The 16,459-nt window shown below is 44.7% G+C and carries 8 protein-coding genes; 5 read left to right on the top strand and 3 right to left on the bottom strand.

The window, feature by feature from the left end:
- Both GTW09_RS06435 and GTW09_RS06430 read left to right on the top strand, forming a co-directional pair.
- On the top strand, nt 1-2,550 hold the full coding sequence (locus GTW09_RS06435; protein ID WP_163110973.1) for a glycoside hydrolase family 3 protein: 2,550 nt from the start codon (nt 1-3) through the stop codon (nt 2,548-2,550).
- A gap of 376 nt (nt 2,551-2,926) precedes the next feature.
- Complete coding sequence (locus GTW09_RS06430) at nt 2,927-5,011, top strand: TonB-dependent siderophore receptor (protein WP_163110971.1); 2,085 nt, start codon at nt 2,927-2,929, stop codon at nt 5,009-5,011.
- A gap of 100 nt (nt 5,012-5,111) precedes the next feature.
- Here the strand turns inward: GTW09_RS06430 and GTW09_RS06425 are convergent, their stop codons facing one another.
- Both GTW09_RS06425 and GTW09_RS06420 read right to left on the bottom strand, forming a co-directional pair.
- A complete protein-coding gene (locus GTW09_RS06425; protein WP_163110969.1) occupies nt 5,112-8,057 on the bottom strand; it encodes a TonB-dependent receptor in 2,946 nt (981 codons plus the stop codon).
- Nucleotides 8,058-8,120: 63 nt separating this feature from the next.
- On the bottom strand, nt 8,121-10,802 hold the full coding sequence (locus tag GTW09_RS06420) for a glycoside hydrolase family 16 protein (protein WP_163110967.1): 2,682 nt from the start codon (nt 10,800-10,802) through the stop codon (nt 8,121-8,123).
- Between the two features lie 584 nt (nt 10,803-11,386).
- Here GTW09_RS06420 and GTW09_RS06415 point away from each other — a divergent pair.
- A complete protein-coding gene (locus GTW09_RS06415) occupies nt 11,387-12,370 on the top strand; it encodes a cation diffusion facilitator family transporter (RefSeq protein WP_420809541.1) in 984 nt (327 codons plus the stop codon).
- A gap of 51 nt (nt 12,371-12,421) precedes the next feature.
- Here GTW09_RS06415 and GTW09_RS06410 read toward each other — a convergent pair whose 3' ends face one another.
- Entirely contained in the window at nt 12,422-13,174 is a 753-nt protein-coding gene (locus GTW09_RS06410) for a sulfite exporter TauE/SafE family protein (protein WP_163110965.1), read from the bottom strand.
- A gap of 469 nt (nt 13,175-13,643) precedes the next feature.
- Here GTW09_RS06410 and GTW09_RS06405 point away from each other — a divergent pair, with 469 nt between their 5' ends.
- Both GTW09_RS06405 and GTW09_RS06400 read left to right on the top strand, forming a co-directional pair.
- On the top strand, nt 13,644-14,729 hold the full coding sequence (locus tag GTW09_RS06405) for a methyl-accepting chemotaxis protein (RefSeq protein WP_163110963.1): 1,086 nt from the start codon (nt 13,644-13,646) through the stop codon (nt 14,727-14,729).
- A 64-nt stretch (nt 14,730-14,793) separates the two neighbouring features.
- Nucleotides 14,794-16,311, top strand: a complete 1,518-nt coding sequence (locus GTW09_RS06400; RefSeq protein WP_163110961.1) for a sensor histidine kinase — start codon at nt 14,794-14,796, stop codon at nt 16,309-16,311.
- The last annotated feature ends 148 nt before the right edge of the window (nt 16,312-16,459 follow it).

The raw sequence follows: 16,459 nt of genomic DNA, 5'->3' as shown, positions 1-16,459 counted from the left end.
ATGCGAAACACATTACTCGCTTCCGTAATTGCTGGCGTATTATTAAGCGGCTGCGGAGTTGCAGAGAAAGAATCGGCTAGCAATCAGGATGAGAGCGCAGAAAAAAGCGGTGCGGCAAAAATTTGGCCAAAGCTTGATATCGAAGTAGAAAAAGATCCGGCTGTAGAAAAGCAGGTGTCTGAGTTGATGTCGACAATGACGTTGGAGCAAAAAATAGCGCAAATGATTCAACCAGAAATCCGCAATATTACGGTTGAAGAAATGCGTCAGTATGGTTTTGGCTCGTATCTTAACGGTGGTGGCGCGTTTCCAGACAATAATAAGCACGCAACGCCTGACGATTGGGTTGCGCTGGCTGAGAAGCTATATCAAGCGTCTATTGATGACAGTTTAGACGGTTCAACCATTCCAACCATGTGGGGAACAGATGCAGTTCACGGTCACAATAATGTGATTGGCGCTACGCTGTTTCCCCACAATATTGGATTGGGTGCGGCAAAGAATCCCAAACTAGTCGAGCAGATTGCTCACATAACAGCTAAAGAAGTTATGGCAACGGGCATCGATTGGGTATTTGCACCCACGGTGGCCGTGGTAAGGGACGATCGCTGGGGGAGAACTTACGAGAGCTACTCAGAAGATCCTGCCATTGTTCGTGACTATGCTGCTTCGGTGGTAAAGGGCCTGCAGGGCGCTGCCGACAAAGACTTTTTGAGCGATCAGCGGGTTATCAGTACCGTAAAGCACTTTGTCGGTGACGGCGGCACTGTAGGTGGTGACGACCAAGGCGACAACGTTGCCAGCGAGCAAGAGCTGTTTGATATCCATGCCCAAGGCTACGTTGGCGGGCTAACCGCTGGTGCGCAGTCTGTTATGGCTTCGTTTAACAGTTGGAATGGTGAAAAGCTTCACGGTCACAAATATTTGCTGACCGATGTATTAAAAGAGCAAATGGGCTTTGACGGCTTTGTTGTGGGCGACTGGAATGGTCACGGCCAAGTGAAAGGGTGTAGTAATACAGATTGTGCACAAGCCGTTAACGCTGGGTTAGATATTTTTATGGTGCCTAGCGATTGGAAAGGTGTTTATGAATCTACGCTTGCCCACGTGAAAGATGGGGTCATACCCATGTCACGAATAGACGATGCTGTGCGTCGCATTTTACGGGTTAAAGTACGCGCAGGTTTGTTTGACAAGCCTAGTCCAGCTAATCGCCCCTTATCTGGTGATCGTTCGCTTATAGGCAAAGAGTCTCATCGTGAAGTGGCTCGTCAGGCCGTTCGTGAATCATTGGTATTGCTTAAAAATAAACAAGGCCTATTACCTTTGTCAGGGAATAAGCGTGTGTTAGTTGCTGGCGATGCCGCAGACAATATTGGTAAGCAATCTGGTGGCTGGAGTATTACCTGGCAGGGTACGAATAACACTAACGATGATTTCCCGGGTGGCACTTCAATATACGACGGCATTAAACGTCACGTAGAAAATGCTGGTGGCGATGTCATGCTTTCTGTTGACGGTGCATTTGAGGGTGAAAGCGAAACTCCAGACGTGGCTATTGTGGTATTTGGCGAAGAGCCATACGCGGAAGGTCATGGCGATAGAGAAACGTTAATTTATCAGTACGGTACTAAAAAAGACTTAGCGCTGCTTGAGCGTCTTAAGTCTCAAGGTATCCCAGTGGTGTCTGTATTTATAAGCGGCCGCCCTATGTGGGTTAATGCAGAACTAAACGCCTCTGACGCATTTGTGGCAGCATGGTTGCCAGGTTCAGAAGGTGCAGCGGTAGCCGATGTATTATTCGGCGAGCAAGACTTTAAAGGCAAACTTCCATTCTCGTGGCCAGCAGAGCCTCAGCAAATTGTGAATATAGGCGATGATGACTATGAGCCATTACTTCCTTATGGCTTTGGATTAACGTATGCCGATGAAAATGTCTTATCCGATGATTTAAACACTGAAGTAAGTGTAAGCAGTGACAATAGTCAGTCTGTTGAGATCCTTAACGGAGCGGTTCAATCTCCTTGGATACTATGGCTTTACTCAGGTGACGAATCGTTAACAGTAAATGCCAGCACACACAAAGTAGGGGCTATTAATTATCGCACTGTGGATAAAGTCGTTCAGGAAGATGCTCGTAAAGTCACCTTCGACGGCAGTGAGTTTGCCGCCATGCGTTTTGCGAGTAAGAGCTTCTTCCGGGAAGACTTAAGCGCACAGTTGCTGACTAATGGGGCACTAACCTTTAGCGTTAGCCGCCATAGCGATATTGAGAGCGGTTTAACCGTGGGAATGAACTGTGAAGGCGAAGGAGATGCACCGGGAAGCTGCTCAACACAAATCGATATTAGCGAGCAAGTAAACGCGTTACCCCTAGATACGTGGTCTTCAATCAGCATTGATCTGCAGTGCTTTGTTGATAAGGGGATCGACTTCACTGGCTTAGTGGTGCCGTTCGAGCTAGGAAGTGCTGGTAAAGCGAGTGTTAGTTTGGCTGATATTGAATTTACGCCTAATACCGCAGAAAGCGCAGATATTAGCTGTAAATAAAAGCGTACTAAAATCAATAAAAAACCGCTCAAATTTTATTTTTGAGCGGTTTTTTTTTATTGTTTTCGATTACCCAAGACACTCTCGAACACACTCTGCGTATTTTTCACCTAATTGATCTTTAACGCTTATCTTTTCCATTTAAGCTGCCTTAACGTTAAATTTATACCTTTTCATTACGTATTCTTAAAAATATCACTCCACGACTCGCAAACGTCTGAGTTTTCCTTTATTATCGCTTATCGAAATGGTAACTATTCCTATTTACATTAAAAGGCGCATTCAAGACGCAGTGCAAATAGTATAAGTAGAGGGTTAATCCCTGACTACTAACCAAAATCACACATAAAACTTGTAGAACACGTGGAGAATTATAGTGAAATTTAAACTTACGACTATTGCTACAGCCGTAATGTTGAGTCCCGCTGCCCTTGGGGTTGCAATGGAAGATATTGAAAGACTTACTGTTGAAGGAAAGTATCTTTCGGTAAACCAATCAAACTCTATCAAAAGCCCTACTCCTATTATCGATGTACCACAAAGTTTATCTATCATGACGGCAGAGGAAATTACTGCCCGCGGTATTACAAGCGTAGGCCAAATTATCGATTACACCCCTGGGGTAAACACTTCACAAGGTGAGGGGCATCGTGACGCCGTTGTGTTTCGTGGTGTACGTTCAACAGCCGATTTTTATATAGACGGTAATCGCGACGACGTTCAATACTATCGTGCGCTGTACAATGTTGAGCAAGTTGAAATTTTACGTGGTCCTAATGCATTACTGTTCGGTCGTGGCGGCACGGGCGGTATTTTAAATCGAGTTTCTAAGAAAGCGACTATCGATCAGCAGTTTGTAAACTACAACGTATCTGCTAACACATTTGGCGCGTACAACTTACAGCTTGATACCAACATCGACACTGGCGAAGATTCTGCGGTAAGAATTAATGCTATGTACGAGAGTCTAGATAACCATCGTGATTTCTTTTACGGCGATCGTTACGGCTTTAACCCTACAGCACGCTTTCAGTTGAGCGAGGATACAATCGTTGATTTATCCTATGAGTATATCGACCACGAGCGTTTTATCGACCGTGGTGTTCCTACTGGTGCAAACGGTGAGCCGGTAGAAGCGTTTGAAAACATTGTCTTTGGCGACCCTGAAAATAACTATCAAACGTTAGAAGCTGACGTGTTTCGCGCTAACTTACAGCACAACTTTTCAGACAACTTAAAAGGTAACTTTAACGCCTTTTACGGTGACTATGACAAGGTATACGCCAACTTTTATGCCGCTGACTTTGACCCAGAGACAAACGTTGCGACGCTTGATGGTTACATTGACGGTACTGAACGTGAGAATCTTATCCTATCGGCAAACCTAGTCGGTGAGTTTGCAACGGGTAGCATTGAGCACACGGTTATTTTCGGTGGTGAGTTTATCAATACTGAATCTGATCAGAATCGTTTAAACCCGGTCTTCGATTCAAATGGCGACGACCAAGAAGATTTCCTAGTTAGCCGCCCTTTAGACTTTAGAGGATTAACAGGTACTAACGCGGCTGGAAATACAGTCACTACTGCATTTACAGATTTAAACGACGATACCCGCGTAGACCTAGAAGTATATTCATTTTACGTACAAGACGAAATTGCTCTATCTGAAAACTTCGACCTTGTATTAGGTGCTCGTTTCGACAGCTTCGATATTGAAGTATTTGACGCACGCCCTGAGGTATTAGAAACCCGTAACCGCACTGACGAGGAAGTCTCTCCTCGTGCAGGTTTGGTGTATAAGCCGCAAGAAAATATCTCTATTTATGCCAGCTACAGTGAGTCGTTTTTACCGCGCAGTGGCGAGCAGTATGCCAATATTAACGGCGATGCTAATAGATTAGACCCTGATACGTTTACTAACCAAGAAATTGGTGTGAAGTGGGATTTTGCTGACAGCATGAGCTTTACAGCAGCGATATTTGAAAACGAGCAAACCTCATTGGATAACGATCCTAACGACCCGGAAGGCTTCGTAGAAGTGGATTCTGATGTGTCAGGCTTTGAGCTGCAGCTACAGGGCTACATTACTGATAAGTGGTTTGTTACTGCCAACTACAGCAACTTAGACGGTGAAAATGCGAGTGGAGTAGAGCTTCGTGAGCTTCCAGAAAACACCATGTCGGTTTGGACAACATATCAAGTAAGCGACGTATTAGGCTTTGGTATTGGCGCAACCTATCAAGATGAGAGTTTTGTGGTTACCGCTACCGATTCGCCAGTTCTACCAAGCTACACCCGTGTCGATGCGTCTGCATACTACGAGCTAAACAACGGCATGCGTTTACAGCTTAATGTGGAAAACCTAACTGACACATTGTACTTCCCGAACGCGCACTCTAGACATCAAGCAACGGTTGGTGCGCCAATTAATGCAAGACTGTCTGTTATCGGTTCGTTCTAAAACGGACTGACTCATGCCAATAAAAAAGGCCGCTTCATGTGAATGAAGCGGCCTTTTTAATAGGGCTCGTTGTTAAATACAAGCCCAACCCTAAATACACTTAGAATGTATAACGAGCACCTAGTGTGTAACGCGGGCCATATTGGCGAGCAAATAAGAACTGCTCTTCAAAACGTCCATATCCACGCTCAGTTTCATCGTTGATGTTAATGCCCTCTAGGAACACAGTAAGATGTTCATTAACGTCATAGTTAATACTTGCATCAATTTGCGCGTACGTGTCGAACTGAGTGGCTGGGTTATCCGACGAGCCTTGAGCTTGGCCAATACCAACGACATAGTCTGAACGCCACGCATAAGTGATTTTTGCCGACAAGCCGTCTTTTTCATAGAACACTTGGAAGTTAGCAGAATCACTAATACCTACTAGTGGGTCTTGCTCTTCAAGGTTATACGGGTCGTACTCAACATCGCCATCTACTAATGTGGCGTTCGCGCCAAAACCAAAGCCGGTTTCACCGAATGTATGCTGAATAGCAAGCTCGATACCTTCTACGGTTTTCGCATCACTAGAGTTACCCGGCTGTGTTGTACGCCATGTAATAAGCGGGTCGTCTGCATTCGGTGTTACAACACCGTTTTCATCGGCATAACCGTTGTTCACAAAGTAGTCGTAAATAGCGCTATCAGTAGCCTGTGTACCAGCTGCTTCAAGTGCATTTACCGCTTCATTCCAACGGGGGCCTAAGTAAATATCATTAAGACCTTCGAACTGACGGTCTTGGCCCGTTGTTGTGATGTAGTTGTCTACTGACTTTCTAAATAGACCTATAGCCGCGTAGCTTGCTTCGTCGTAGTACCACTCAAAAGAGAGGTCTAAGTTTGATGACTCAAAAGGCAGCAAGCTTGTATTACCCGCTGAGGCAGTACGAGCACCAATTTTAGGACTACCGCTAAACGCTAGGCCGCCTTGCAATAAACCAATAGGCGCTCGGGTAATTGACTTACCCCATGAGAAACGTGCTACCACGTCGTCAGTTACGTCAACTTTTACGTCGAACATAGGCAGAAGAATGTCGTACTCGCCTGTAAAGTCCTGTAACTGAAGACCTTCTTCAAACTGTGTAATCCACTCAGAAGCGGCTACCCAGTTGACTTGCTGTGGAACACGAACTTCTGCTGAACTAGGTACTTCTGTTTCTTCGTAGCGCAGGCCTGCATTAATTTGAACGTAGTAATCGCCTAGCTCAAAATCCCACTCGGTTTGTACGTAAATAGAGTCTGTAATTTCCTCTACATTACTTACAGAAGGAGCACCCATGTAATATGGATCGATTGAGTATGCGTTAGCCTCACCTACGACATCAGCAGTAATAAACGCCAATTGGCGGGCAATCGCTTCGTCGAAATCAAAGGTATAGTAATACCCAGGGTTCATATTCGCACCACCGCTACTAAAGGCATCTAGGAAACCGCTGGTGTCGTTGCGTACGAACATGCTGTCTGGGAATATTTGAGTAAACGATGGGTTAAAGCCCGGGCCGCCTCGAAGTCCGCTCCACGCGTTGAATCCACTTAGAGCCTGTTCTGTGCGTGCATAACCAAAGTCCACTTTAATTAGAGGAATATCAAAAGCAGAGTTAAACCAAGTACCGTCTAATTGAAGTTGCTCAATATCAGAACGGCCAGGAGAATAGATAAACTGGCTAAAGTTAGAGTCTATTTCGCCAGGCGCAATTTCATTGGTGCCGTTATTCCAGTTTACAAATACCTGAGGAATATCACCTTCGCGGTAATCATACACTTTTGACTGAAGCTGATTTGAACCAAGGATAATTTGGCCAGAGCTACCAAGACCTTCATCGTATCCGTTGTCTATTTCGTTGTATGAATCATGGTAATCGAGGGCTAAATGCCAGTCGTCGTTTACCATCCAATCAAGGTTAATACCAATTGAGCGAGCGTCAACGCGTGTGGTATTTCTGCTGGCAGTGAACGAGCCATCGTCGCCGCTGATATCAGCAAAAACTGCCGTACCGTTTGCATCTAGCTCATAAGCATTAATGTTTGAACCGAAGTTATTCCAAATACCCCAACCAACAGTGTTAGTACCCGTGGTAGCACGAGACGCCGTGTAGTCTACCGTTGCTGTGAAGTCGTCGATAGGACGGAACTGGAAGGTCACTTGCGCATTTGAACGTTCGCGCTGAACATCACTAATGCTGTAGTTCATATCTTTCGGGAAGAACGCCGCATTGGTAATGTTTGAACGGTTATCAACTACATTTTCTGGGTCTAACTCAGGTAGCGCATCGTTCTCTTGTAACTGCCAGCCCTGAATGTTCGCCGCTTGCTGCTGGAAGTCACGCTCTTGGTGAGAAAAAGATACACCAAAACCAAACATGTCATCGGCAAAAGTATTGCTGTAAACACCTGCAATTTCAGGTGTTACATCATCACCTTCTTCGTTTGACGTATCGTAAATACCCTTTACTGAAAATGAGGCTTGCTGCCCTGATTGCGCGAGTGGCTTCATGGTAATGATATTCACCGTTGCGCCTAGGCCACCGCTTGGGTTTTCAGCGCGAGCAGTTTTTTGAAGCTCAAGCGTGTTAACACCTTCAGATGAGAGGTTAGACAGATTGAATGAACGAGTGAAACCTGTACCCGGCATTTGACGGCCGTTTAGCGTTACCAAGTTAAATTCTGGACCAAAACCACGTACCGTGATTTCGTTACCCTCACCGTTATTACGGCTTATGGTTACACCGGTAATACGCTGAAGCGCCTCTGCCAAGTTGGTATCTGGGAACTTACCAAGTTCTTCTGCCGATATTGCATCAACAACACCGTTTGAACTGCGTTTTAAGTCCATGGAGCGAATCATACTGCCGCGTATACCGCTTACTTGGATAACTTCAACTTCGCCTTCTTCTGGAGTGGCTGTTTCGTCTTCTTGTGCATAGCTAGGCATTGCCAAGGTAGAGCCCAATAACAAAGCCATAGAAGTGGCAAGCTGGGTCTTTTTAAAGGTAGTGTTTTTCATAATTGCCTACTAATTCTTATCAATTTGACGTGCCGCCAGGGCTACTGGCGGCACATTGCTTTATTACTGTGCTGCTATTTCAACATTGTCTACGCGGTATACAGCGCCATTACCTGTACCCCATGTAGGGAACATCATAAGAACGTTGATAGCACTGATATCCAGGCCTGCGTCATAAAGAGTTTGCAGTGGGAAAGTGTATGTCTGCCACTCGCCCTCAACTGGGGCTACACCCTCTAAGCTTGCAGACATCGGTAGTTCAACTGCGGTTGATGCGCCAATTGATTCAATTTTGAATAACCAATCACCTGATGTATCAATTGGCATTGCGCTTACTTTCATTTCAAAGCGAACTACGCCTGTAGAGAGCAATGCAGATGCGTCGTAAGACACGTCTTCATCAGCAAGGAAACCCATTACCGTTGGTGCTTCACCAATTCTGAATTCAGCAACCGTACCATGTTCGGCATCATCTACTTCTTCTGTTGGTGTTGAACCACCACAGCAGTCCCAGATAGACCATTGCTCAGCAGCGGTGTCAGAGAAAATGTTCAATCCGCCTGCTGGAGCTTCGTTGCCACTATCAGGGTGGAAGAACTTCACATTATCTAAGCGATAAACTGCTCCTTCACCCGTGCTCCACGCTGGGAATATCATGATGACGTCAATACCGCTTACATCTAGGCCACGAGCTTGTAAATCGGCAATGGAGAACGTGTAAGTCTGCCACTCACCTTCAACAGGGGCCTGACCTTCTACGCTGTCGCTAAGTGGAAGCTCGACAGCAGTGGCAGCGTCGTTTGATTCAATTTTGAATAACCAAGTTGAGTCTGGATTATTTGGCGAGCTAACAACTCTCATCTCGAATTGAAGTAGACCACCATCGGTAAGTGCAGTAGCGTCAAATGGAGTAGCACCGCCGCCATCAATAGCACGAGTGGTGAAGCCCATAACTGTTGGATCTGCGCCTATACGGAACTCAGCAGTAAGGCCGTGCTCTTCATCATCCATTTCTTCGGTTGGTGTTGAACCGCCACAGCAATCCCACATTGGCCAATTTGGATTTTGTCCATCTTCGAAGATAGTAAGCTCAGGGTATGACGCACCGCCTTCTTGTGAAATTTCAACGTTGGCCATACGGTAAACCGCACCGCTTCCTGTATCCCATAGTGGGAATACCATGATTACGTCGATAGCACTGGTGTCTAAACCGGCTTCCGCAAGCACGCTTAATGGGAACTCGTAAGACTCCCACACGCCTTGCTCAGGTGTGTCGCCTGCTACATCCGCTGGACCTACGTAGCCATCCTTTAAAGGAAGTTCGGCGAAGGTAGAGCCTTCTGAGCTCTCAACTTTAAATAACCATGAAGTTGTTGCGTTGTTGGGAAGTGCTACAGCTTTTAAGTCAAACTTAATGCTGCCAGTTTCTTCCATTGGCGAAGCGTCAAACGGTGAGGCTTGGCCATCTGGGTCGGTGATAAATGCCGAGCGACTAATAAAGCCCATCACTGTTGGCGCGTCACCAATACTAAACTCGTAAACCTGACCTTCTTCTGCATCTTCAACGAGTGCAGGAGTAGAACCACCGCAGCAGTCCCATGCTGGCCAGTTTGGATTAGGCGTGCCGTCGAAAATAGTTAGGTTCTGCGCGATACCTGTAGATGGTGGTGACGGAATTGGAGCCGCGCCTTCCACTAGCGCATCTTCAAGTGAGTCGTAACCTGGGCGAACCGTTTCACAGCCTTTGCCTGTCATTGGGTCTGATGCACATTCGTAAACACGAACATAGTCAACTTCAAGGCTTTGACCTTCTGCAAATGCTTCAGCGTCGATACCTGTTTCATTCACAGACTCAGGCCATGCTCCTCCAACAGCAAGGTTTAAAATAAGATAAAACTCTTGGTCGAAAGGTGCATTGTCCCAATGAGTTGTTAACTCACCTGTGCCTTGCTCATAGTATTCTGCATACCAGCCGCGGTGTGAAAGGCCGGTGGCTTCACCTTTACTATTTTCGCGTACTTCAGAACGACGCTGCGTAGCATACAAGTAACCGTCCATATACCAGCGGATTTCGCCTTCTTGCCACTCAATGGCATAGGTATGGAAATCGTCGGCAGGGTTAGCACCGTTTGGTAGCGAATAAGCTTGGCCTGAACTGTCGTTGTTCGGCCACTCTTGACCGTAATGAAGTGTGCCATAAATATGATTTTCAGGATTGCCATCGATGTCGGCAGCTTTAAGGTTCACTGCTTCCACGATGTCGATTTCACCAGAGCGTGGCCATCCGCCGTATACTTCGTCGGTTGGCATCATCCAAAATGCTGGCCAAGAACCTTGACCTTCAGGCATTTTCGCACGCATTTCAATACGGCCGTATTTAAAGTCGCCTTTATAACGTGTATTTAGGCGTGCAGATGTGTACGGCTTAGGCGCGCCTTCTTCTGCGGGAAGAGCAACAATATTTAGCATACCGTTGTCGACAAATGAGTTGCTCTCGCTGTCGGTGTAACACTGTGCTTCGTTATTACCACCGCCGGCGCAATCTACTTCGTGGGTCCATTTATTTTCATCGATGCTTGAACCGTCGAATTCGTCGCTCCAAACTAGCTGCCAGTCTGAAACCGGCGCTGACGCGTCAACGACGTCGATATCTGTGGATGTGGTGGCTCCACCACCGCAGCCAAATAGGGTCGTGACTGACAACGCGGCGGTAATCCGCGTAATTTTTGATGCATGTTTAGTCATTGCTTTCAGCCCTGCTAAGAGTGTTGTAAAGAAATCGCCGCGATGGCTTATATTTTTTTTGAAAGCGCTTACAAAATTCGGCGTAATAAATTTGGAAGCGCTTACATTTTGCTAACATTAAGGCCTTGCGATCAAAAGATCAATCATATTTTCATATTTTTAACATTAAACAGCGAGTGTAAAGTGTTTAACATTTTTGCATATTGCCATTAAACAGCTGCTCTCCTCTCGATTTTCAACAAAGATTTAACAATCTTTTTCTATGTGTATCACCATGAAAAATATGCTTTTATTTTCCGGGTGAGATTGTTTTTTTGTTACTTTTGTTTGAGAACGTGGAATCAGTTGCCACCAGTATCAATTGCGGAACTCTAAATTTGTGAATATGTTGTTTATTCTAAAGTATATATTTGCCTAGAAGTGTTACGGCATGTTGAGATTTTGTGTGCGAAATTAGGTGTAAACGAGAAAAGCAAAGATAGTCAGTGAGTCAATGTTTTCTCAGCTTGTGAAAATCGCTAACACTGCATTTTGATAATACAATAAAAAAACGGCCGTCTTTTTATTGATGGTCGAACCTAAAAATGGAAGCACTACAAATGCATCATCACCATCACCACGAGCATAGCCACGAACACCACCACGAAAGCAAGGTTACTGACAGTAATAGAATAGGTTGGGCTTTCTGGCTAAATTTTGTTTTTACCATTATTGAATTTATTGGCGGCTGGTTAACAAACAGTGTGGCTATTATGGCTGACGCAGTGCACGACCTTGGCGATACGCTATCTATAGGGCTTGCTTGGTATCTCAGTAAGCTGGGGCATAAAGCTGCAACTGAAAAGTATTCTTACGGCTTTAAGCGGCTAAGTTTGCTTGGAGCAATGATAAATGGACTGATTTTGATTGTGGGTTCAATATGGATATTGCTTGAGGCAATACCGAGACTATTTAACCCTACCATGCCAGTCACTGAAGGCATGATAGTGCTAGCGATAATGGGAATAGCGGTTAATGGATTCGCAGCTTATAAATTAAGTGGCGGCCACTCTATGAACGAGAAAGTGCTCAACTGGCACCTAATTGAAGATGTGATGGGGTGGGTTGCAGTGTTGTGTGTTGCCATTTTATTGCAGTTTGTACACTGGCCAATTCTTGATCCTATTCTCTCCATCATATTTACGCTATTTATCTCGATCAACGTTGTGAGGTATGTGGTGAAAACCATGAAACTGTTTTTACAGGGCGTACCAAATCAAGAAAGCAGAGTAGCAATTCGCAGCGCGCTGCTTGAAGTGCCCCATGTCGAGGAAGTTCATCATCTGCACTTTTGGTCATTAGACGGTGAACAGCATGTACTCACCGCCCATTTAGTGATTGACTGTAGTGTGGATACACAGACGCTGCTAAGGCTCAAAAGTGAAGTTGCAGAGCGTTTGACTGAATTTCAGCTTGCTCATACAACAATAGAATTTGAGCTTCCTGGAGAGCCATGTAGAGATAGTAAAGACCATCTTCATCGACATTCTCACAACAACGAACATGTAGAAATTGAACACTCGAAATAGCACTTATTTGCCGAGTTTGCATTCACAGCGCTTTATTTACATGCTTTTATGTCAAATCTGTATATTTTGAATGATAAGCAGACTGCCACTTAGGGTAAGCATCAGTAAAGCAAGGGCTCGAATGTGTTTTGCAGATACTCTAGCTGAAAGAAGCCGTCCAATTCGTGTGAAAATGAGTACCACAGGCACGGCGAAAAGTGTCGATATAAACATGTCGTAAGAGGGCAGTGTACCGAAAGGAACTACAATGAGTCTTAGTAGCGAAGTCATACAAAAGAACGCGAGCAACGTAATGCGGATTTCTACAATTGACCAGGTTTGGCGGTAACATTGAAATACAACCGGTGGTCCGAATGTTGAAAATAATCCGCCGAGTACTCCGCTAAGTGCGCCTGCTACACCAAAACCAAAAGGCGAAGTCGACGGTGATGAAACACTGCGTTTAACCAGCAGTAGTGAGCAACACAATAAAATAACGCACCCAAGTAACACATTTAGCCAGTTTGACATGTATTGTGAAAGGTACTCCAACAGCACATAGCCTATGGCTAAAAATGGGATTGCTGTTGATAGTAAGATTATGAAGGCCTGTTTATTTACATGGTGGGTGTTTCTAAACACCAAGCTAACAGAGTTAAACAAGCTTAAAAAACTGACTAAAAACGTGGTTGCCGTAAGCGGCATGATGTTAAGCAGAGTAAAGCTAGACACCACGATAAGACCGAAGCCAAAGCCGCTCAGCGTTTGAAGAAGTGTCGCTACACTTAGTAGCGCAAACATTAATATTAGCGTTTCAAACACCATTGTGGAAAATCACCGCAACAATAAGACAAGTAAATAATTGGTTAGCGACTGTTAATTTTTGCTGAAAACCGCGGGCCAACTGCTTGAAAAAGACATCTTGTAAAAATGCTGCAATGGTAACCTCTTTTCAATTTGTTGAAATGTTACTAATAAGCTGTTTCCTACTATTCATCTAAACGTTGATAAGAGTTGCTGCTGCAAGTTCACACTCTTACACGGCATTTGCAGTGAGAAACTGTAGGCCCGCTATCCAGTGTTGAACCTTATTTTTATCGCCAAACTCTTATCTAAAATCATAAAAGGCCCTTAACAGCTGAAAATTAGTAAAGCGTTAAAGCAGCGCGTGGTATGGTCGATAACGTAACTACATGCTTTTATGTTCGTTTTCTACTTCAGGTTAATAGTCACTGCGGTTTACTTTCTGTTACTCTTAAAAAAAACGAATTACTCTCACTTTTCGGTAAATTATATGTTTGTTTCACGCGGTAAATATGAAGAAAAAGAAGCGCAAGCTAGGCAGCTAGAAATGCGTCTTCAAGATACCTTGGATAAGGTAGCGCAATTAGAAGCTGAAAACTCAGCCTTAGCTAACGAAGTTGAAGAGCTGACTGCCGCGGAAACTCAGGCTAATGATTCTGTACTTCTCAAGTGTGTGATAGATGCATTACAGCAAATAGACAGCATTAGAGAAACAGTGCTGGCTGCATTTGAAACCATCGACGCCGAAAGCCGTTCAATATCCGATATTGATACCTTGTTTTCGCAGTCAGCATTAACGCTTGGCAACATTGTTAACGACATGAGCGGCTTAAATGTTCAAATGGGCAGTATGAGTGAGCGTATTTCCGGTCTATCAACGACAGCGGATAACATTAATAAATTCGTTACAACCATTACTAGCATATCAGACCAAACTAACTTACTAGCACTTAATGCGGCAATTGAAGCCGCTAGAGCCGGCGATGCGGGAAGAGGTTTTAGTGTGGTTGCCGATGAGGTACGAGCACTTGCGACTGAAACGAATAAGTCGGCAACGGAGGTATCTGAATTAGTAAACGGCATTATTCAGAGCACGGCAAAAGCGGTGTCGGGTGTAAACGAACTGCGTAGTAATAACGAAAACTTAGAAGCGGGTATTAACGAGTTAAACGGCAGTTACGAAGGGATGGTGGCTCATTGTAAGACAATGAAATCGACCATAACTGATGGTGCCTTTAGCACGTTTATTCAAACCGTTAAGTTAGACCATGTTGTTTGGAAAGCTGATATCTATGCCATGCTTTGCGGGTATAGCAATAAGTCAGTATCCGAACTATCAGATCACACAAATTGTCGCTTAGGGCAGTGGTACAGGGAAAATACGGGTAGCCATGTAGGTAAGTCAGCAGCTTTCCGAGAGCTTGATAGCCCACATGCAACAGTACATTTGAGTGGAAAAGCAGCCATAGAAGCAAAATTAGCAGGTGATCAATCGACATCTGATGCTAAGCTTATAGAAATGGAGCAGGCTAGCGCACGAGTGATGCAGATTCTCGACACGCTAGCTAATTATTAGTCATTGCTAGCAATTAAGCGGGTCTAGGTTTAAGGCCCGTCGTTGTCTTGAAGGTAGCTTACGTTTGAGTAATGAGAAAAACCACATTGCCAATGAGAGGATTAACGAGCTTGAAGCCCGCGTCAATTCATTAGAGCGGCAGCTAAAGCGCCAAAAAATAGCCCGTAAAAACGCTGAATCCTTTTTAGAAACCTATTCTCAAGATGCGTATTTAGCTAACCAAGCCCTCCGAAAATCCCTTCAAGCTTCTAAGCAGCGAGAACGAGAGCTGCTCTATTTAAGTCGCTCTGCATCACAGCTTGGTGCAAACAACACTGTCGCATCCTTTATTTTTTCTGCGCTTGAGTCCGCCGTTGAGTTTTGTCAGGCCAGCTGTGGAAAAGCCGTCATTGTGAAAAATGGCGATATGGTGGTAGGTGATGACAATAAAGTATTAACGCCGAACGACGGTTGGATTGAGGCTAATGACCTCTCTACGCTTATTGTTAATGAGCTGCCTTTAACCTTCACCGAAGGTTACGCCCACTGGTGTGTTAATGCTGTTGAGCGCGATGATACAAAAAAGGAAGCGAGAGTTATTCATTTTATGCATGAGCTTGCGGATAACGAATTTGCTTGGCTAGCGTTGTTAACCGAAGACGACAATCTTGACGAAGAAACCCTCTATATACTCGATACTACAAAGCACTATTTGAATTTTGGCCTTCGCTATCAACTCAAATCCCATAAGCTTAGCCACCAAGAAGCTGCCATATCAACAATGCAAGAAGATAGGAAGCAGTTGGAAGAAAGGCTTGTTAGTGCCGATAAAATGGCCATGCTTGGGCAGCTTGCTGCGGGGATTGCCCATGAAATTAACAACCCTATTGGTTATGTTCGCAGTAACACAACAGTTGCTAAAGAAATTTTCAATGATTACCAAAGTGCCCTTGAGCAAATAGGCGACTTGTGTCGTGAGGCCGGCGGACACATAGCCAGCACCTTCGAGAGGTTAGAGAAGGATTACGCCTTAAAAGACAGTGCTAATGATATTGCTGAGATGTTTGAAGAGTCTTCAGAGGGGATAGAGCGGATTATTGATATCGTTAAAGCACTGAGAAGCTTTTCTTACCCGAACTCTGATAAACGTACTGAAATAAGTGCAACAGAGGCGTTCCAGACCGCAATTAAACTCACCAATAATCTTCATAGGTATAAAAACAATGTCATTTTTTGTGAGCCAGAACATGATGTGACGTTTAAAGGGAATTCAGGGCAAATACAGCAGGTTCTTGTCAACTTTTTAACCAACGCTATTTATGCCACTGCAGAGGGTAAAAATATTACGTTGAAAGTTGAGAGAGACAACGACAACGTGCTGCTCATTGTTGAAGACGAAGGCGCTGGGATGTCAGCCGAGGTGCTCAACAAAGTATTCACCCCATTTTATACCACTAAGCCGCCGGGAGAAGGTACAGGGCTTGGTATGTCCATTTCGCTAACAATAGTAGAAGAGCACGGCGGAAAAGTAGATATTTACAGTACCGAGGGGGTGGGCACGCGAGTCGTCGTCTCTATCCCTTGTAGTTCGCCTGAAGATTAGTGGGTAAAAGGCACTAGGCCAACAGGCATATAAATCTCGTAACACTTTTTTTTAATTAAAGTTTTTCTAAAACTAGACGTTATCTATAATTGATCTAATCTTAATTGTACGGTTCAGAGGCCTGTCTGTTGCCGTGATTAGACCTAAC

The sequence above is a fragment of the Alteromonas hispanica genome, assembly GCF_010500915.1.
In the GTDB taxonomy this organism is placed as follows: domain Bacteria; phylum Pseudomonadota; class Gammaproteobacteria; order Enterobacterales; family Alteromonadaceae; genus Alteromonas; species Alteromonas hispanica.
The sequence above is the reverse complement of the archived record's forward strand: the minus strand, read 5'-3'. Positions and strand labels throughout refer to the sequence as shown.

Coding starts and splice junctions, on each gene's coding strand:
- GTW09_RS06420 (WP_163110967.1), bottom strand. CDS start 10,802: ATGACTAAACATGCATCAAAAATTACGCGGATTACCGCCGCGTTGTCA.
- GTW09_RS06435 (WP_163110973.1), top strand. CDS start 1: ATGCGAAACACATTACTCGCTTCCGTAATTGCTGGCGTATTATTAAGC.
- GTW09_RS06425 (WP_163110969.1), bottom strand. CDS start 8,057: ATGAAAAACACTACCTTTAAAAAGACCCAGCTTGCCACTTCTATGGCT.
- GTW09_RS06410 (WP_163110965.1), bottom strand. CDS start 13,174: ATGGTGTTTGAAACGCTAATATTAATGTTTGCGCTACTAAGTGTAGCG.
- GTW09_RS06405 (WP_163110963.1), top strand. CDS start 13,644: ATGTTTGTTTCACGCGGTAAATATGAAGAAAAAGAAGCGCAAGCTAGG.
- GTW09_RS06415 (WP_420809541.1), top strand. CDS start 11,387: ATGGAAGCACTACAAATGCATCATCACCATCACCACGAGCATAGCCAC.